General features: G+C 63.2%; 11 protein-coding genes. 2 read left to right on the top strand and 9 right to left on the bottom strand.

Annotated features, from left to right (window positions below):
• Positions 1 to 21: 21 nt before the first annotated feature.
• Together JBE38_RS05580 and JBE38_RS05575 are read right to left on the bottom strand one after the other, a co-directional pair.
• A complete protein-coding gene (locus JBE38_RS05580) occupies positions 22 to 2,277 on the bottom strand; it encodes an ATP-dependent DNA helicase (RefSeq protein WP_205343792.1) in 2,256 nt (751 codons plus the stop codon).
• Positions 2,274 to 3,920 carry a VRR-NUC domain-containing protein gene (locus JBE38_RS05575; RefSeq protein ID WP_205343791.1) on the bottom strand — a complete coding sequence of 549 codons (1,647 nt, stop codon included), beginning with the start codon at positions 3,918 to 3,920 and terminating at the stop codon, positions 2,274 to 2,276. Before JBE38_RS05575 ends, JBE38_RS05580 begins: the two co-directional genes overlap by 4 nt.
• 188 nt (positions 3,921 to 4,108) lie before the next feature.
• On the opposite strand from JBE38_RS05575, the gene JBE38_RS05570 reads away from it, so the two are divergent.
• Positions 4,109 to 4,333, top strand: coding sequence for a YgdI/YgdR family lipoprotein (locus JBE38_RS05570; protein ID WP_060753092.1), 225 nt, complete (start codon positions 4,109 to 4,111; stop codon positions 4,331 to 4,333).
• A gap of 51 nt (positions 4,334 to 4,384) precedes the next feature.
• Here JBE38_RS05570 and JBE38_RS05565 read toward each other — a convergent pair whose 3' ends face one another.
• Positions 4,385 to 4,549: a hypothetical protein gene (locus JBE38_RS05565; RefSeq protein ID WP_162843532.1), complete on the bottom strand. Its 165-nt coding sequence runs from the start codon at positions 4,547 to 4,549 to the stop codon at positions 4,385 to 4,387.
• A 178-nt stretch (positions 4,550 to 4,727) separates the two neighbouring features.
• Here JBE38_RS05565 and JBE38_RS05560 point away from each other — a divergent pair, with 178 nt between their 5' ends.
• Positions 4,728 to 4,994, top strand: coding sequence for a hypothetical protein (locus JBE38_RS05560; RefSeq protein WP_081086958.1), 267 nt, complete (start codon positions 4,728 to 4,730; stop codon positions 4,992 to 4,994).
• Here JBE38_RS05560 and JBE38_RS05555 read toward each other — a convergent pair whose 3' ends face one another.
• The 6 genes from JBE38_RS05555 to JBE38_RS05530 all read right to left on the bottom strand — a co-directional run bounded on the left by JBE38_RS05555 (position 4,995) and on the right by JBE38_RS05530 (position 17,232).
• Positions 4,995 to 6,425, bottom strand: coding sequence for a polyurethane esterase (locus JBE38_RS05555; protein WP_205343785.1), 1,431 nt, complete (start codon positions 6,423 to 6,425; stop codon positions 4,995 to 4,997).
• 285 nt (positions 6,426 to 6,710) lie between these two features.
• The gene (locus tag JBE38_RS05550; RefSeq protein WP_205344010.1) at positions 6,711 to 9,794 is read right to left on the bottom strand and encodes an autotransporter serine protease; all 3,084 of its coding nucleotides are present in this window, start codon (positions 9,792 to 9,794) and stop codon (positions 6,711 to 6,713) included.
• A gap of 51 nt (positions 9,795 to 9,845) precedes the next feature.
• A complete protein-coding gene (gene eprS / locus JBE38_RS05545; protein WP_205343784.1) occupies positions 9,846 to 12,803 on the bottom strand; it encodes an autotransporter serine peptidase EprS in 2,958 nt (985 codons plus the stop codon).
• Positions 12,804 to 12,833: 30 nt separating this feature from the next.
• Positions 12,834 to 14,168 carry a TolC family outer membrane protein gene (locus JBE38_RS05540; RefSeq protein WP_060753095.1) on the bottom strand — a complete coding sequence of 445 codons (1,335 nt, stop codon included), beginning with the start codon at positions 14,166 to 14,168 and terminating at the stop codon, positions 12,834 to 12,836.
• A gap of 2 nt (positions 14,169 to 14,170) precedes the next feature.
• Positions 14,171 to 15,484, bottom strand: coding sequence for an HlyD family type I secretion periplasmic adaptor subunit (locus JBE38_RS05535; protein WP_090371138.1), 1,314 nt, complete (start codon positions 15,482 to 15,484; stop codon positions 14,171 to 14,173).
• A complete protein-coding gene (locus tag JBE38_RS05530; RefSeq protein ID WP_198762501.1) occupies positions 15,481 to 17,232 on the bottom strand; it encodes a type I secretion system permease/ATPase in 1,752 nt (583 codons plus the stop codon). Before JBE38_RS05530 ends, JBE38_RS05535 begins: the two co-directional genes overlap by 4 nt.
• Positions 17,233 to 17,289: the final 57 nt, after the last annotated feature.

Raw genomic sequence — 17,289 nt, 5'->3', positions numbered from 1 at the left:
CGCAGGTGGTTGGGTTGGGCATCACTCAATCAACCACCAACGCGGCAACAATTGGCGCACCCGCGCCTCGCCAAAGCGGTCATCGATCAACATCACCACACCTCGGTCCTGTTGGCTGCGGATCACCCTCCCCGCCGCCTGCACCACTTTCTGCAGGCCGGGGTACAAATAGGTGTAGTCGTAGCCCGAGCCGAAGATAGCGCCCATGCGCGCTTTCATCTGTTCGTTGATCGGGTTCAGTTGCGGCAGCCCCAAGGTCGCGACAAATGCCCCGATCAAGCGCGCGCCGGGTAAATCAATGCCTTCGCCAAACGCACCGCCCAGCACGGCAAAGCCGACCCCCTGGCTGTGCTGGGTGAATTGGTCGAGAAACGCCTGCCGCTGCGCCTCGGCCATGCCGCGTGACTGCAACCACAACGCAACCTGCGGGTGCCGCTCGGCCATCAACTGCGCCACCTGTTGCAGGTAATCGAAGCTTGAGAAAAACGCCAGGTAGTTGCCCGGTTGCGCGGCGAACTGCTGGGCAATCAACTCGACGATCGGCTCCAGCGAAGCCTGGCGGTGCACGAACCGTGTGGAGATCTGATCAACAATACGTACGCGCAGTTGCTCGGCCTTGAACGGTGACTCCACGTCGATCCAGGCGGTGTCCGCCGGCAAGCCAAGCAGGTCGGCGTAATAGTGACGCGGGCTCAGGGTCGCGGAAAACAGCACGCTGCTGCGGGCCGCCGTCAGCCTGGGCCGGATGAATTCGGCGGGCACCAGGTTGCGCAGGCACAGGGTTGAAGCGCTGCGTTTGCCGCCGAACGGGCGCTTGCTGATATCGAAGAGAAAATGTTCGTCGAACAACTCGGCCACCTTGGCAAATTGCAGCGCTTCGAAGTAGAACGCTTGCAGGTCGCCGGACAGCGCCTCGGGGTGGTCGTTGAAGTACTCGCCCATGGCGCTGGTGGTCAGGCTCAGGGCCTGGAGCAGTTTGTCGGGTTTGCTCGCATACGCCTGGTACGGCGCGAGCTGGTCCTTGTGCAGCGCATTCCACTCACGGTTGAGGCGCTGCAAAGGCTTTTTCAAGGGGTCGGGGGCGACGTCGCGCAAGGTCTTGAGTGCATAGGAGTCGAGGCTGGCGCTGTACATCGCACGCGCGCGCTCCACCAGGTTATGGGCTTCGTCCACCAGCACGGCGGCGCGCCATTGGTTGAGCTGGGCCAGGCCGAACAGCATGGCGCCAAAGTCGAAATAATAGTTGTAGTCTGCGACCACCACGTCGCTCCAGCGCGCCATTTCCTGGCTCAGGTAATACGGGCAGACCTCGTGGGCCAGCGCCACCTCGCGCAGGTTGCGCTGGTCCAGCAGGCGTACCTGGGACGCTGCCTTGCGTGCGGCCGGCAGGCGGTCGTAAAAGCCTTTGGCCAATGGGCAGGCGTCACCATGACAGGCTTTGTCCGGGTGTTCGCAAGCCTTGTCCCGCGCGACCAGCTCGAGCACGCGCAGCGGCAGATCGGGGCTGCTGTCGTAGAGCACCTGCGCCGCGTCCAGGGCGAGTTTGCGCCCAGGGGTCTTGGCCGTGAGGAAGAACAGCTTGTCCAATTGCTGGGGCGCCAGTGCCTTGAGCATCGGGAAAATCGTGCCGACGGTCTTGCCGATGCCGGTCGGCGCCTGGGCCATCAGGCAACGCCCGGTACTCACGGCCTTGTATACCGCCTCGGCCAACGGGCGCTGGCCGGGGCGAAAGGCCGCATGCGGGAACGCCAGGCGTTGCGCGGCGCTGTTACGCGCGTCGCGATGCTGCATCTCGCGCTCGGCCCAACCAAGGAACAGCGCACATTGCTGGTTGAAGAACTGCTCCAGCTCCACTGCGGTGAAACGCTGGTTGAGCAGGGTTTCGCCTTCGCCGACGATGTCGAAGTACACCAGCGCCAGGTCGATCTCGCCGAGGCCGAGCTTGCGGCACATCAGCCAGCCGTAGACCTTGACCTGGGCCCAATGCAATTGCCGATGGTTGGCGGGCTGGGCGCCGAGGTCGCCGCGATAGGTTTTGACTTCCTCCAGGCGATTGGCATCCGGGTCATAGCCGTCCGCCCTGCCCCGCACCTTCAGTTGTGCATATTCGCCTTCGAGGGCGACTTCGTTTTGATAATGCGCGCTGCGCCGCGAAGCCACCGTGCGATGCCCGACGATGCCTTCCTGGGCGCTGGGTGACGGTGTGAAGCGCAGGTCCAGGTCACCGACCTTGGCCGTGAACTCACACAACGCGCGTACCGCGACGCTGTAGCTCAAGCCGGTTGCGCCCAACGCACGTAGCAGACGGTGACCGGCATCTGGTACTCGCCGCAGAACTCCAGCCAACGCAGCTGGTTGTCTTGCAGGCGGTCGCCCGGCCCCTTGACCTCGATCATGCGGTAGGTTTTGCGGGCAGGCCAGAACTGGATCAGGTCCGGCATGCCGCTACGGTTGGCGCGGATGTCCAGCAGCAAGCGTTCAAACCAATAGCGCAAGTGCTCGGCGGGCAAACAGTCCAGGGCTTGCTCCAGCAGCGCTTCGCTGAGCAGGTTCCAGAACACGAAAGGCGATTGGATACCCCATTTGTCTGCGTAGCGCTGGCGGATGCTGGTTTTGTAGCGCTCATCTTGCAACTGCTCGAAACAGGCCGCGAACAGCGGTGCCCGACGCTGATGAAAATCTTCGCTGTGCAAATCCGCCGGCCCTCGCTGGAACGGGTGGAAAAACGCCCCCGGCAACGGCGCAAAGATCGCGTCCCAGCAAAGCAGGCCGAACAGCGAATTGATCAGCCCGTTCTCGACATAATGCACCGGCGCATCCGGCTCGCTGAGATGGGCCTGCACGCAATACTCCACCGACATCAGCGGTTCGGGCAGCGCCAAGTCCAGGTCCAGGCGGGTGATGGCCCGGGGCTTGATCCTGGGCAGCGCCGGCTCCCCCAGCTTGCGGCGCAGACGCGGCAGCACGCGCAACAGATGTTGCTGTTCGGCGGCGCTTTCCGGCGCCTGTTGCGCCGCACACGCCAGGGCCATGGCCTGGGCATAGTCCTCTTGGCGCTCCAGTACCCGGATCAGGCGCGAACGCGCGCCGGGGTGCGCGCACTCGCGATAGATCCGTTGCGCCAGGTCCAGCTCGGCGCTGCGTTCGCAATACTGGCCGATCTGGAACAACAACTTGGCGCGACGCTTTTCCAGCCAGGGGTTGTCGGTGGCAAACGTGGCGATTTGCGCGAGTACCACGTCCAGCGCCTGCCCCGCTTCAAACGCTTGCTGGCACTGATGCAGGAACAGAAAACCGTGCACGTCATCACGGTGACGCAAGCCACGGGACTGCGCACAGAACTCGACCTTTTCGTAGGTGTAGATGCCCAGGTCCGCCAGCACGAACTCCGACCAATCCTGATGCAGGTTGCCGAAGAACATCAGCCGCAGGCGGTCGCACAGGTCCATCACCGTGAGGCTATAGAGGGTGTCTTCAAGGTCCGGGCACCATTGGGCAAAATGCCGGGGCTCGGTAAACCGCGCCGCCAACCCTTCCAGCCAGTCGGTTTTCCTGGCCTTGGGTTGCTCGATCCATGGCTTGAAGGCCGCGAGGATTTCGCCTTTCTGCAGGACGGCGAACAGCGCTTCAAAGCCAAGCGGGCACTGATCATCGACCCAACCCTGCTGCACCAGTGCCTGCGCTGCCGTGCGGGTGCAGCCAATTTCCAGGTAGTTGAGTTTGCTCGCCCGAAAATGCACGCCCTTGCGCATCACCATGCGCACCAGCAGCGCCTGGGACGCCTGCGGCAAGCTGTCGAACTGCTGAATAAAATGCACTTCGTGCGCATCGAGCAAATCGGCATAGCGCTGCCCCAGCCACAGCAGTACTTGACGGAAGTTATGCAGGTAATACAGGGGATCGTCGAGGGGGTTGGCCATGTCACGCGCTGATCGAATACTGGTTATGCATACAGAGTGCCGCCACCCAGCGGCTGTTGCAATCGGTAATAGATAAATGGCGCACGCAACTTTTTGTATAAAAGTGATCAGATAGCTCAGTTGATGGCGTAACATTTAGGGCCCGCAGCCCCTGGCTACGGGATTTTTCAGGGTTAAGGGTAAGGGTTATGAACATGAAGAATTTGGGTCTGCCACTGGTTGCACTGTCTTTTGTGCTGTTGGCCGGGTGTGCGACGCAAACCGTGGTCACATTGCAAAATGGCACACAGTATTTGACCAAGGACGTCCCCAACGCCAAGACAGCCGACGGCTTCTACGAGTTCACCGACATCGCCGGCAAGCACATACGCGTAAAAGCCGCGGATGTGGCGACCGTCATCAAAGAAAAATGACAGTAAAAAGCCCCGCCAATGCGGGGCTTTTTGTTAAGGGGCATGCCACGGTCAATACCGGTAGTACGGGTGGTAATACGGGTGATAGTAGGGATGGTAATAGTACGAGTGGTAGTACGGGCGATAACAGCACGGCGCCGGATACGCCGGGTACACCGCACACCCGCCCAACCCCAGCAGGACCAGGGCACACAGCAACAATCGTAAACGGGACATGTTCGATTCCTCCCACGTGATCACGCGAAACAGCTCGCTTGACCGTTAAACGCGCGCACGCCGGCCGATCCGTCGCGATGGGAAGTTAAAGATTTATTTAGCGAAGGATTTTCCACGCCGCTGCGTTTAACCGATAAGCCACCTTCATTCGAGGGCGGCAGCACGGAGAACCAAGGCCATGGCACGCATGTCCCGAGCGGTACGCGCGCTTTTACTCATTCCCTTGACCCTGGCGGCCCTGGCGAGTACGCCCGCCTTTGCCGACACCATCATCATCCGCCAGGCACCCCGGGTGATCGTGGTACAGCCCCCACCCCCACCGATCTATTACGCGCATTGGGGTTACGGGCCACGCCCCTATTACTCTCCACGCCCCTACTACGGTTATGGCTACTCCCACCGGCCGCATTGGGATCACGGCTGGCGGGAGCGCCATTGGCGTTGATCAGCCGATGCTGACGCCGTCAGCCCAAAGCCCACCCTGCCCCACGCCGACCAGGGTCACCGAGTCGGTGCCAAAGGTGAGCACCGTGTCCGCACCGACCACCTTGGCGTGATCACGCAGGTCGGTGCTGCCCTCCACATCCTTGAACACCAGCTTGTCGGTGACCTGGTAGCCAATCACCCGATCGTTGCCAAAGTGGCCGCTGAACAGGAAGGTGTTATGCCCGCTGTTGTCACGGATCGTGTCATTGCCCTTGCCGCCTTCGATAAAGTCCGCGCCCTTGCCACCCTGGATCAGGTCGTTGCCGTCGCTGCCGATGATGAAGGTATTGCCCTTGTGGGCCTCGGCATTGCGGTTCAGGTCCTGCACCCAGGTGTTGGCCCGCGCCGGGTCGGACAGATTGGCGACGATCACCGTCGAGTCGCGGGTCATCTGGTCGTAGAAGCCGGATTCGAGGATACGCGTCATGCCATCGCCATAGCCGAACGGCAAGTGGGATAGCCAGGTCGGCAGGTTGACGATGGAGAACGGCAGCACATTCCACAAGGTGGAGGCGTAGTGATCGTTGAAGTTGACGATGTTGTCGGTGGTCGACTCATGCGGCTTGTCGTGCACACCCAGGGACGACAGGTTGAAGGATGAGCCATCCAGTGCGCGGAAGACCGGGTCGTTCTCATAGCCGACATTGAGCACCTTGTCGCCGGCGCTTTGGGTGGGCGACGCATAGGCCACGTAGTTGGCGTCCTGGTAAAAGCCCGCCCACTTGCTGTTGCTCAGGTCCGCCATGCTGTTGACCGCCAGCCCGCCCAGGCTGTGGCCGCTGACCAGCACGTCCTTGCCGCTCAGGCCATGGGCGCCGGCATAATCGGCCACGTTCTTGAGCAGGTTGCCGAACGCTTCGCCCGCATAGTTCTTGGCATAATCCTTAGGCCCCAGGGCGGCCAGCAGATCGCTGATCAGATCGCCGATGGAGTCACTGATCAGGTGCTCCCGTGGCCCCGAGGTGCCGCGAAAGCTGATACCGATTTCCTGCAATTTGCCGGCGTCATCGTATTTGCCCAGCACCTCGACCTGGGCGCTGGTATAGCCGGCCTTTTCCCCGAAGAACGTACCCCGCTGGTCGACCTTGCCCTCGTAGCCCAGGGTCGCGGCGCTGATGGGCGTCCAGCCGGCTTTTTGCACGGCTTCAAGGGCGGCTTTTTCCGAGTCAGGGTTCCAGGGGATGCCCGGAATCACGCCTTGTGAATCCGTACTGCCCAGCAACGCCGTGACCAGTGTGGCCGGCAGGCCGAGGCCAAAGCCGTTGTGCTGGTAGCCCACGGCAAAGCCGTTATCCAGGTTGTGATAGGAATACAGCGTGATCGCCATGGCGTCGGCAAACAACGCTTTGGAGCCCTCGGTGCCGAGGTTTTTATAGTCAAAGATACCCATGGTAGTGCCTCTCTGTTGTTGGATTTGTCGAGAAAGCGTTTGTCCTATGTCGAACGTATGTAGTGAGCGGGCTTGCCCCGCGCTGGGGGGCGAGCCCTAATGCCAGTCAGTTAAGGCGTAACGCGGTCACTGTGGGAGGGGGCTTGCTCCCGATAGGCCGCGCAGCGGCCTCAAAAATGGGCCTGCTACGCAGTCCATCGGGAGCAAGCCCCCTCCCACAGGTTATCCATCGTCCACTCTGTCGATTAACTGACAGGCATTAGGGCGAGCCCGCTCACTACACGGTCAGAAGGCCCAGTCGAGGCTCAAGCCGACGCCGTGGACGTTCTCCTTGCTGGCCAGCAGGCCGTTGTAGTCAAAGTTCACCCGTGCATCCTTGGTCAACGCCAGGCTGACCCGCGCGCCCACCAGCGCCGCATCGCGCACCAGCGGCGCGCTCTGCACCGCAAACGACGGGCCGCCCGAGGCAAAGGCCAGGGACTGCTCGGACCCCACGCGGCTCAGGTTGTGCTGCCAGCCCAGGGTGCCGGACACTTCCAGCGCCTGGTGATCGTTGAGGTTGATTGTCTTCAACGCACGTGCGCCCAAGGTGCTCAGCACGACGTCGCGGCTGTCGTCGCGGCCTTTGAGTGCGGCGGCATCGCCCTTCTCGGTAAAGCCATCGGTGTCCAGGTGCACGTAGGCCAGGTTGGCGAACGGCTCCAGGGCCAACGGTTGCAGGTTGACGCGGTAAGCCGCTTCACCGAACACCTGGGTGCTGCGGGCGTCGACCTTGGCTTTCTGCTTGCCGGAAACGTCGCCGTATTGCAGGTCACGCTTCACATCGGCGCGATGCCAGCTGTACGCCGCGCCGCCGCTCAGGCGCAAGGCGCCGATTTCATGCCCGGCATAAGCGCCCAAGTGGTAGCTGTCGACCGAGGCGCGACTGTGGGTGTCGTTGCCCATGTTCAGCGAGGTATCGCTGTAGCCGGCCACCAGACCGATGCGGGTCGCCTCGTCCAGTGCACCATCCACCCCGGCTAGCATGCCGCCGATGGACGTGGTGTAGCCCGCCGTGTCGCTGCGGCTGTCGGTCTTGCCCCACGCTCCCAACGCCTTGACCCACACGTTGCCACGGCTGTCGAGGGTATCGCTGCGCGAGCCCATCTCACCGTTGCGCAGGCGCTCGCCCACGGCTTCGCGCACATAGCGGCTGTCGTTGATCAGCGCGCTCTGCAGGGCCGGGTAGATCTCGCCGGTCAGTTGCTGGAAGGCACCTTGCGCCGAGGCGGCATTGGGTGCCAGCAACAGGCTTTCATACACCGCATTGCCCGCGCCCAATTGCTCGGCGGCGCCGGCCACCGCACGTTGGTTAGGCGTGGCGGCGACGCTGGCAAAGCTGTTGGTGCGTGCCACGTCCAACTGCACACCGGTGGCGCCGTAGTTCAAGGTGCCACCGATAAACAGGTAGTTGGGCAGTACCGCGCCAAAGGCGCCGGTCACACCGCCGGCGGCCTGCAGGATGTTGTACTGCCGCCCGATCAGGCTGTCGGCCTGTGCCGCGCTCAACAAGGTCGGGCTGTTTTCCAGGGCCAGGGTCACGGTGCCGCCATTGAGCGTGGCCGTGCCACCGGCAACGATCCGGTCGCTGCTGGTCGGCGACAACTCCACCGCGTAGGTCGAACCGGCGTCAAACGTGACATTGCCCGCCACATTCAGGGTGCCGATGGAATTGCCCGGCGCCACGGTGCCGCCGCTTTTCGCGGCCAGCGAGCCGATACGCCCGGAGCCGCCCACCACACCGCCCTGGCTGACGCTGACGTCGGAGGTCACCGAACCGTTGATCGCCAGCAAACCCTGGTTGACCAGGGTCGGGCCGCTGTAGGTATTGGTACCGGTCAATATCAGCGTACCGATGCCCTGCTTGGTCAGGCCGCCGTGGCCCGAGATGTCATTGCTCCACACATCGCGCCCGCAATGCACGTCGGTGCACAGGCGCTGGGTGGGTTTGCCCGCGTCCACCACGGCGCCCACGCCCGGCAGGTCGGCGACAAACTGCCCGCTGCCATAGGCGCCATCGATACGGAACTCGGCGGGAATGTCCTCGGCCGTGATGAACATACCCGGCCCGTTGACCGCCTTGCCCAGGTTGATCATGCCCCAGCCATACAGCGAATCGATACCCGGCGCACCCAGGTCGGTGGCGGTGGTTTTGAGCACGGTGGAGACCTGTTCGCCGCTCATGTACGGGAAGCGTTCCATCAACACCGCTGCGGCGCCGGCCACATGCGGCGCGGCCATCGAGGTGCCGTTCTTGTTGGCCCAATCGGTGGTGAGGTTTTCCAGCGTGGTGCCATTGATGATCGAACTGAAGATCCTGGTGCCCGGCGCCGACACGCAGAAACTCGCCGCATAACCACAGCGCGACGAGAACGTACTGATCACATACGGCGTGGCACTGGTGGTGTCCGGGTTTTGCTGCAATGCCGCCACCGACAGCCAGTTCGGCGCGATTTCCGGCACAAAGTACGCCAGGCCCGACATCGCATCCGGGTTGTTGCGGTTGTAGTCGTTACCGGCGGCGAAAATGGTCAGCACGCCGCTGCGCGCGGCGTCGATCGCCCCTTGATAAGCCCCGCCGGCCAGCGTGCCGAGGATTGGCCGGATATTGTTGAACTGCGCCTGGGCTTCGTTGACCGTGAAGTTCGGGAACGCCGGATCACGACCGCCCTTGGCATATTGCGCGCCGATGCCGATCCCCCAACTGTTGTTGATGATGCGTGCGCCGCTGGCCACCAGCCCGTCCCAACCGGCCTTGTACACCGCACCGTCGTTGCCGAGGATGATGCCGTCTTCGGGGCCTGGGTCACCGTTTTCCGCGCTGAGGATCTGCGCGTTGAACGCTACGCCGTGCATCGGCCCGCCATCGCGGTTGCCGGCGGCAATACCGCCAACGTGAGTGCCGTGGTTGCCCAACTTGCCGTTGGAGTCCTGGGACGGTGTGCCGTCATAGCGGAACGCGTCGCCCGCCTTGACCGGAATGTAAGGGTCGGTGTACTGGCGGATGCCCTCGGTGACAATCGTCACCACTTTGCCGGGGCTGGCGAATTCCGGGTGCTGGGCATACACCGGCTGGTCGAAAATCCCCAGCTTGACGCCCTTGCCGGTGTAACCGGCGGCGTACGCGGTGTCTGCCTGGATGGCGCCCAGGCCCCAGTCAGCCTTGAACTCAGTGCTGCGCCAACTGGCGGCGTCGCCCAACTTGCCGGTTTCCACATAGGGTGCGGCCTGGGCGGTTCCCAGGGTTGCCAGGCAGCACAGCAGCGCGCCGTATGGCACGCAGCTCAAAGCCTTGAGCGGGTAGCCCGGGCCGGTGTGAGTGGCGGTAATTCGTTTGTTCACGGTGACCTTCCTTAGTTTTCTTGGTTTTTCTTGTTGAACTCAGAACTGCCAGTTGAGGCTCAAACCCACACCCTGGGTTTTCTCACTGCCCCCCAATTGGCCGGTGTAGTCCAGGTTGACCCGCGTGGACGGGCTCAACGCCAGGCTGGCCTGCACGCCGACCAGCGCCGCATCGCGCAGCAGCGGCGAACTGCCCACGGCGAATGACGGCCCGCCGGCGACAAACGCCAAATGCTCTTGCGATTGCACCGCGCTGAGGCTGTGCTGCCAGCCCAGCGAGCCCGACAGTTCAAGCTGCTGGCGATCATTCAGAGGCAGGGTTTTCAGCGCACGCACGCCCAGGGTGCTGAGCACCGCGTCACGCTGATCGCGGCTGCGCTCCAGCGCGGCGGCAGCGCCTTTTTCTTGGAAGGCATCGCTGTCCAGGTGCACGTAGGCCAGGTTGGCGAACGGCTCCAGGGCCAGGGGTTGCAGGTGAATGCGGTAGGCCGCCTCGGTGAACAATTGCGCCGTGCGCGCCTCAAGCTTGGCCTTTTGCTTGCCGCTGACCGCGCCGTACTGCAAGTCACGCTTTACATCGCCGCGATGCCAGCTGTAGGCACCACCGACGCTGACGCGCCAATCGCCCAGCTCGCGCCCGGCATATGCGCCGAAGTGGTAGCTGTCGATGGACGCCGATGCATGGGTGCCACTGCCCATGTTCAACGAACTGTCGCTGTAACCGGCGACCACGCCGACACGGGTCTGTTCATCCAGCTCGCCGTCCACACCGGCCAGCAGGCCACCGAGGGAGCGGGTCGAACCTGCCGTTTCACTGCGGCTATCAGTCTTGCCCCAGGCGCCGAGCGCCTTCAGCCACAGGTTGCGTTCACCGCTCACCGGCACATGCCGCAGGCGCTCGCCCACGGCATCGCGCAGTTGCAGGCTGTCGTTGAGCAGCATCGCGCCGATCGCCGGATAGATCTCGCCGGACAACTGCTGCAAACCTTGTCGGGCGGTGGCCACCGAGTCCGACAGCAACACACTCTCGTACACCGGATTGCCCACGCCCAATTGCTCGGCGGCGGCGGCCACGTTGCGCTGGTTGCGGGTAGCGGCCACGCTGGCGAACGTGGCGTTGTTGCGCCCTACATTCAGTTGCACGCCGTTGGCCGCATAGTCGAGTGTGCCGCCCAGAAACAGGTAGTTGGGCAACACCTGGCCGAACTGGCCCTGGATGCCGCCCGCCGCCTGGAGGATGGAGTACTGCTGGCCGATCAGGCTGTGTACCTGGCTCTGGCTGAGCAACGTGGGGCTGTTTTCCAGCGCGAGGGTGACCGTGCCGCCACCCAGCAGCGCTTTGCCTCCCGCCACGATGCGGTCGCTGCTGGTAGGGGTCAGTTCCACCGCGTACGTGGAGCCTGCCGCCAGGTTCACATCGCCGGCCACTTGCAAGGTGCCCACCGAGTTGCCCGGCGCCACGCTGCCGCCGTTATTGACCGACAGCGCGGCAATCCGCCCGGAGCCGCCGAGGGTGCCGCTGTCGTTGACCGTCACCGCCGATGCCAGCGAACCATTGACCGCCAGCAAGCCGCCGTTGACTGTGGTCGCGCCGCGATAGGTGCTGTCGCCACTGAGGACCAGCCGCCCGCCGCCGGACTTGATCAGGCTGCCCTCGTACACCCGCTGGGCGGCGGCCTGGTCGCGTGCGGTGCCGATGGCGTAATCGATCTTGTCCTGTTGGCTGGCATTCGCGGCCACGCCGTTTTGCCAGCCCTTGTCGAGCAAGGTTTGCTGCCAGGCGGCGTGCTCGGCGCGGTCTTCGGCCTGGCGCTGGATCAGCGCCTGATCGGTGATGCCATTACTCCACACATCACCTTGCCCGGCCGCGAGGTTCACGTTCATCGCGCCCAGCAGTTGCCCCGGCCCGTGCATCGCCCGGCCCAGGTCCGGCACACCCCAACCGACCGTGGTGTTGGGGGCTTGGGTGATCGAACCATCGAGCTGCGTCGCGGTGGTCAGCAACACCTGCAACGCCTGCTCATTGTTCATGTACGGGTAGCGCTCCATCACCAACGCAAGCGCGCCGGTGGCGTGGGGCGCCGCCATCGACGTGCCGGATTTCACGCCGTAGCCGCCGTCGGGGATGGTGCTGTTGATCAGCGCGCCCGGGGTGGAAATGCACCAATATTTGGCGATGCCACACTTGTTGTACTTCTGGTTGTTGGCTTTATCCAGGCCCGACGCCGCGAGCCAATGCCCTTCCAGCTCCGGTTGGAAATACGGCAGTGCCGAGCGCACGCTGGCATTCGCATAACCACTGTTGCCGGCGCTGAACACATTGATCACGCCGGCCTTGGCCACGTCCGCCGCCGCATCCAGCCAGGTGCCCTGGTTGTAATGCTGGGCATAGGCGGCGTGCAGATCGCCGAGGGTCTGGTAGCTGACATCCTTGGGCTGACTGCCCCAACTGTTGTTGATGGCGCGCACGCCGGAATCGACCAGGGCGCTGTACACCGTCTTGAAGTATTGGGGGTCCGGGGTCGGGCCGAACAGGAAACTGTCGTTGGCGTTGGTATTGCCCACGTAGATTTGTGCGTTGTAGGCCACGCCATGCATGCCCACGCCGTCACGGGACGCGCCCATGGTGCCGGTGACATGGGTGCCGTGGGAGTCGTTGTTGGGGTTGAGCGCGCCGGTAGTGCTGAACGGGCTGCCATTGACGTAGGTGCCGGTGGCCGTGACCGGGTGGAAGCGGTCCTTGGCCGCCTCCGGGTGGTTGGGGTCGAAGCCTGAGTCGAGGGCGCCGATTTTTACGCCGCTGCCGCTGATGCCCGCAGCGTAGGCTTCATCCGCCTTCATGCGTCCCAGGCCCCAGTCACTCTGGAACTCGGTGGTGCGCCAACTGGCGGGGTTACCCGCTTGACCGGTCTCGGTGTAAGCCGCCTGCGCCGCAACGGACAACAGCAGCAAGGAACCGGCGGTAAAGGGTTTGAAGCGAGGTGAATCGGTGATCATCTAAACCATCCTTATTGTTTTTTTAGACGCTCATTTCACCGGGCCGAAAGCCTCATCGACTTTCGCCAGGTCGGTGTCACGCAAGTTGCCGGCGTAGTAATGCAATTTGGTCCAGGCCATCAGGTAGTCATAACGCGCCTGGGCCAGGTCGCGACGGGTGCTGTACAGCTGCTGTTCGGCGTTCAACGCGTCGAGGTTGACCCGCTCACCGCCGAGGATGCTTTGCCGGGTGGACACCACCAGCGCTTCAGCCGAAACCAGGGCCTTTTGATAGGCGCGCAACTTGCTCACCCCCGACAGGCAGGCGCTGAACTGGCGACGCAGTTCGATCAGGGTTTCGCGAGTCTTGCCTTCCAGCTCGTACTCGGCCTGCTCCATGGCACGGCTGGCCTGGCGGGTGGACGCGGAGACGGCGCCACCGGCATACAGCGGCAGGCTGAATTCGACACCGATGGTGTTGGTGTCATAGCGCTGGTTGTAGGTGTTGCCGCTGTCGGACTCCTGGCGACGCGAGCTGGCGTACGCGGTGATCTTCGGCAAATGCCCGGCGCGGTTGCGTTCCACCTCATAGTGCGCCACTTCGACCGCCTGGCGCTGGGACGCCAGCGTGGGGTTATTGCTGATCGCCAGCTCATGCCAGGTGTCGTAGTTGGCCGGGGTCAAGGTGAAGGCGGCGAAGCTCTGGTTCAGGGGCGCCAAGTCATGGATGTCGACGCTCTGCACGCCGATCAAGGCCCCCAGTTCGCGCAGCGACGCGTCTTGTTCGTCCAGCGCCTGGATTTCTTCGGCGGTCGCCAATTCATAACGCGACTCGGCTTCCAGGATGTCGGTGCGCGTGCCCTCGCCTTGCTGGAACAGATGCTGGTTCTGCTGGAACTGTTGCTCGTACGCCTTCTTCTTGGCGCGGGCAATGTCGATCTGGTCCTGGGCGAACAACGCCTGGGTGTAGTAACTCAGTACCCGCACCAGCAGCGCCTGGCTCTTGTCGCGGAAACTCTCGTCGGCAAACAGTGCCTGGGCCACGCCCTTGCGGTAGTTGGCATAGGCTTCGTAGTCGAACAACGGTTGTTGCAGGCTGAACGTGGAACCGTAGCTGTTGTAGTTGCGGTCGTCGCGATAGGAGCCGCCGCGTCCATCCGGCAGGTGCGCCTCGGAGTTGTTACGGCCCTTGTTGTAGTTGTACGACAGCCTCGGCAGCAGCCCGGCACGACCAATGGTACGGTTCTCCAGGCCGGCATCGCGCTCCTTGATCGCCCCGAGGAACACCGGGTCGTTACGCAGGGCCTGTTCGTACACATCGAACGGGCCCATGGCCGCTTGCGCACTGCCACAGGCCAACAGCAAGGTGATGAACACTGACTTCATGCTCACTCCTCGGTCAACGCGGAGCCGGCGCGGTCGAGCAGCGGCTTGAACAGGTAATTGAGCAACGAACGCTCACCAGTGCGCACGAACATCTCGGCGGGCATGCCGGGCTTGATCACCAGGCCGTGGAGTTTTTCCAGTGCCGCGTCACTGACGCTGCTACGCAGCACGTAGTACGGCGCGCCGGTTTTTTCATCGAGCATCTGGTCGGCGGAGATCAGGCTGACCTCGCCCGGCACACGCGGGGTGCGGCTCTGGTTGAACGCCGTGAACAGGATGTCGACCGGCAGATGGGTGCCCACCTTGTCCACCAGATGCACCGGCAGATGCCCTTCCACCTCCAGGCGCGTGCCCTGGGGCACGATCTCCAGCAGGGTTTCACCGGCCCGCACCACGGCGCCTTCCGTGTGCACGCCAAGGTTGACCGCAATGCCGTCGGCCGGGGCGTTGATTTCGCTGTGCTGCAGGTCGAAACCCGCCGAGGTCAACTGCTGCTCCAGGGTCAAGCTGCGCAACTGGGCGTCGGCCAGTTGGCTGCGCACCTCCTTTTGGTATTCCTCACGGTGTTGCTGCAACTTGAGGCGCGACTCGAGGATGCCCTGCGCGACGCGACCGCTTTCCCCGGTGTTTTGCGCCAGGCTTTGCTGGACCTGGGACAGCTGACGCTGATAGTCCATCAGGCGGTTGCGCGGGATATAGCCATTGTCGGCCAGGGGCTGCAGGTTGCTCAGTTGCTCGCGCAGCGACTGCGCCTGGGCAGTGAGGTCACTGCGGGCACGGCGCATGCCATCGAGCTGTGCGCTGGCGCCTTCGATGTTCGCGCTGATGCCCGCCTGCTCGCGGGCAAAGGCTTCGCGGCGGCTGCTGAAGAGTTGGCGCTGGCCTTCAAGCACCAACGCCAGCGCCGGGTCGGGGTTGGCACTCAATTCGGCCGGAAAAGTGACGCTGGATTGGTTGTCGCGCTCGCTCTGCCAGCGGGCGGCGCTGGCCCAGGCCAGGCGGTATTGGGCCTGGAGCGACTGCACGTCGGCTTGATGCTGGGTCTGGTCGAGCAGAAACAGCGGCTGGCCTTGTTTGACCGCCTCGCCCTCCTTCACCAGGATCCGGCTGACCACGCCTGGGCTAAGGGTTTGCACAGCCTTGCGCTTGCCCGACACCACCACCGTGCCTTGCACCGGAATGCCTTGGTCCAGTGGTGCCAGGCTGGCCCAGAGGAAAAAACCGCCGGCGCCGACAACCGTCAGCAACCAGCCCATCTTGACGAAAAAACCGGCGTCTCGCTGCTTGAAAGGGGATTCGAAAGTGGTACTGCTCATGCGCCTGGGTTCCTTGCGGCTGGGTACTGACGGCTAAGGCTCACTCCGGCCTTTTCCCGTGGTGCTTCCGGCTGGCCCGACAAGGCGCGCAGCACTTCCTGGCTCGGCCCGAACGCCTGCAACCGCCCTTCGTTGAGCACCGCCAATTTGTCCGCCTGGGCCAGCGCCGAAGAGCGGTGCGTCACCAGCACCACGCTTGAGCCCTGGGCTTTCATCTGCACGATGGCGCTGGCCAGCGCTGCTTCGCCTACGGTGTCGAGGTTAGAGTTGGGCTCATCCAGCACGATCAAGCGCGGCGCGCCGTACAGCGCCCGGGCCAGGGCCACGCGTTGTTTCTGGCCGCCTGACAGACCGCCACCGTTGTCGCCCAGCACCGTGTCGTAGCCTTGCGGCAAGCGCAGGATCAGCTCATGCACCCCGGCCTGTTGCGCCGCCTTCACCACCTGCTCCGGGTCGGCGTCGCGAAAGCGAGCGATGTTGTCGGCGATGCTGCCGCTGAACAATTCGATGTCCTGGGGCAGGTAGCCGATATGCGGGCCGAGGTCATCGCGATCCCAGCGGTGAATATCCGCGCCGTCCAGGCGCACAGTGCCCGCCAGGGTCGGCCAGACACCCACCAGCACGCGGGCCAGGGTGGATTTACCGGAGCCCGATGCGCCGAGCACGCCCAGCACTTCACCGGCCCCCAGGTTGAAGCTGACTTGATGCAGGGTGGCCAGGCGTCGCCCCGGCGGGCCCGCACTGACTTGCTCGAAACTCACCTGGCCCTTGGGTGCCGGCAAGGCCATCTGCTCGACTTGCGGTGGAAACTCACGCAACAGATCGTCGAGGCGTTGGTAAGCCAGCTTCGCCGAGCTCCACTGCTTCCACACCGCGATCAATTGGTCGATCGGGCTGAGTACGCGCCCCATCAGAATGGAGCCGGCGATCATCATCCCGGCGGTCATCTGGCCCTTGATCACCAGCCACGCACCCAGGCCCAGCACCAGCGATTGCAGGCACAGGCGCAAGGATTTGCTCAGGGAGGTGATCACCGAGCCGGTGTCGCTGGCCTTGTTCTGGTAACCGAGAAATTGCGCATGCACGGCGAACCAGCGCTTGCGCAGCGCACCGAGCATGCCCATGGCCTGGATCGTCTCGGCGTTGTGCAAATGGCTGGTGGCCAACTGCGTCGACTGCTGGGAAAAGGCGCCCGCCTCGCCCAGCGGCTTTTTGGTCAGGTATTCGTTCAGGCAAGCCAGTGCGATCAAGATCACGGCGCCTGCCGTGGCCAGCACGCCCAGCCACACGTTGAACAGGAAAATCACGAACAGATAGATGGGAAACCACGGCGCATCGAAAAATGCGAACAGCGCAGGCCCGGTGATGAATTGGCGGATCACCGTCAAATCGCCCAGGGACTGCCCGGCATGCCCCTGGCCCCGTTGCAGGTTGCGTTCGAACGCGGCCTTGTACACGCGCAGGTTGAAACGCTGTTCCAACTGGCTGCCGATACGGATCACGATAAAACTGCGCACCACTTCCAGGGTGCCGATAAAGGCAAAGAAGCCCACGACCATCAGTGTCAACATCACCAGCGTGGTTTCATTCTGGGAGGACAGCACGCGGTCATACACTTGCAGCATGTAAATCGACGGCACCAGCATCAGCACGTTAATCAATGCGGTGAAACAGCCGATGCTGATCAAAATACTTTTGTATTCACCCAATGCCCTGAATAAGGGCACAACCGCATGGGACTTCGCCATATTTATTGATCTTCCCTGAAGCGAATACGCGCAATAGTTGCCCAAGCCCCTGACTAA

This window comes from Pseudomonas sp. ICBG1301, from assembly GCF_016918385.1.
GTDB classification, from domain to species: domain Bacteria; phylum Pseudomonadota; class Gammaproteobacteria; order Pseudomonadales; family Pseudomonadaceae; genus Aquipseudomonas; species Aquipseudomonas palleroniana.
Note: the sequence above shows the minus strand (reverse complement) of the source record. Positions and strands in the feature narration are given on the sequence as shown.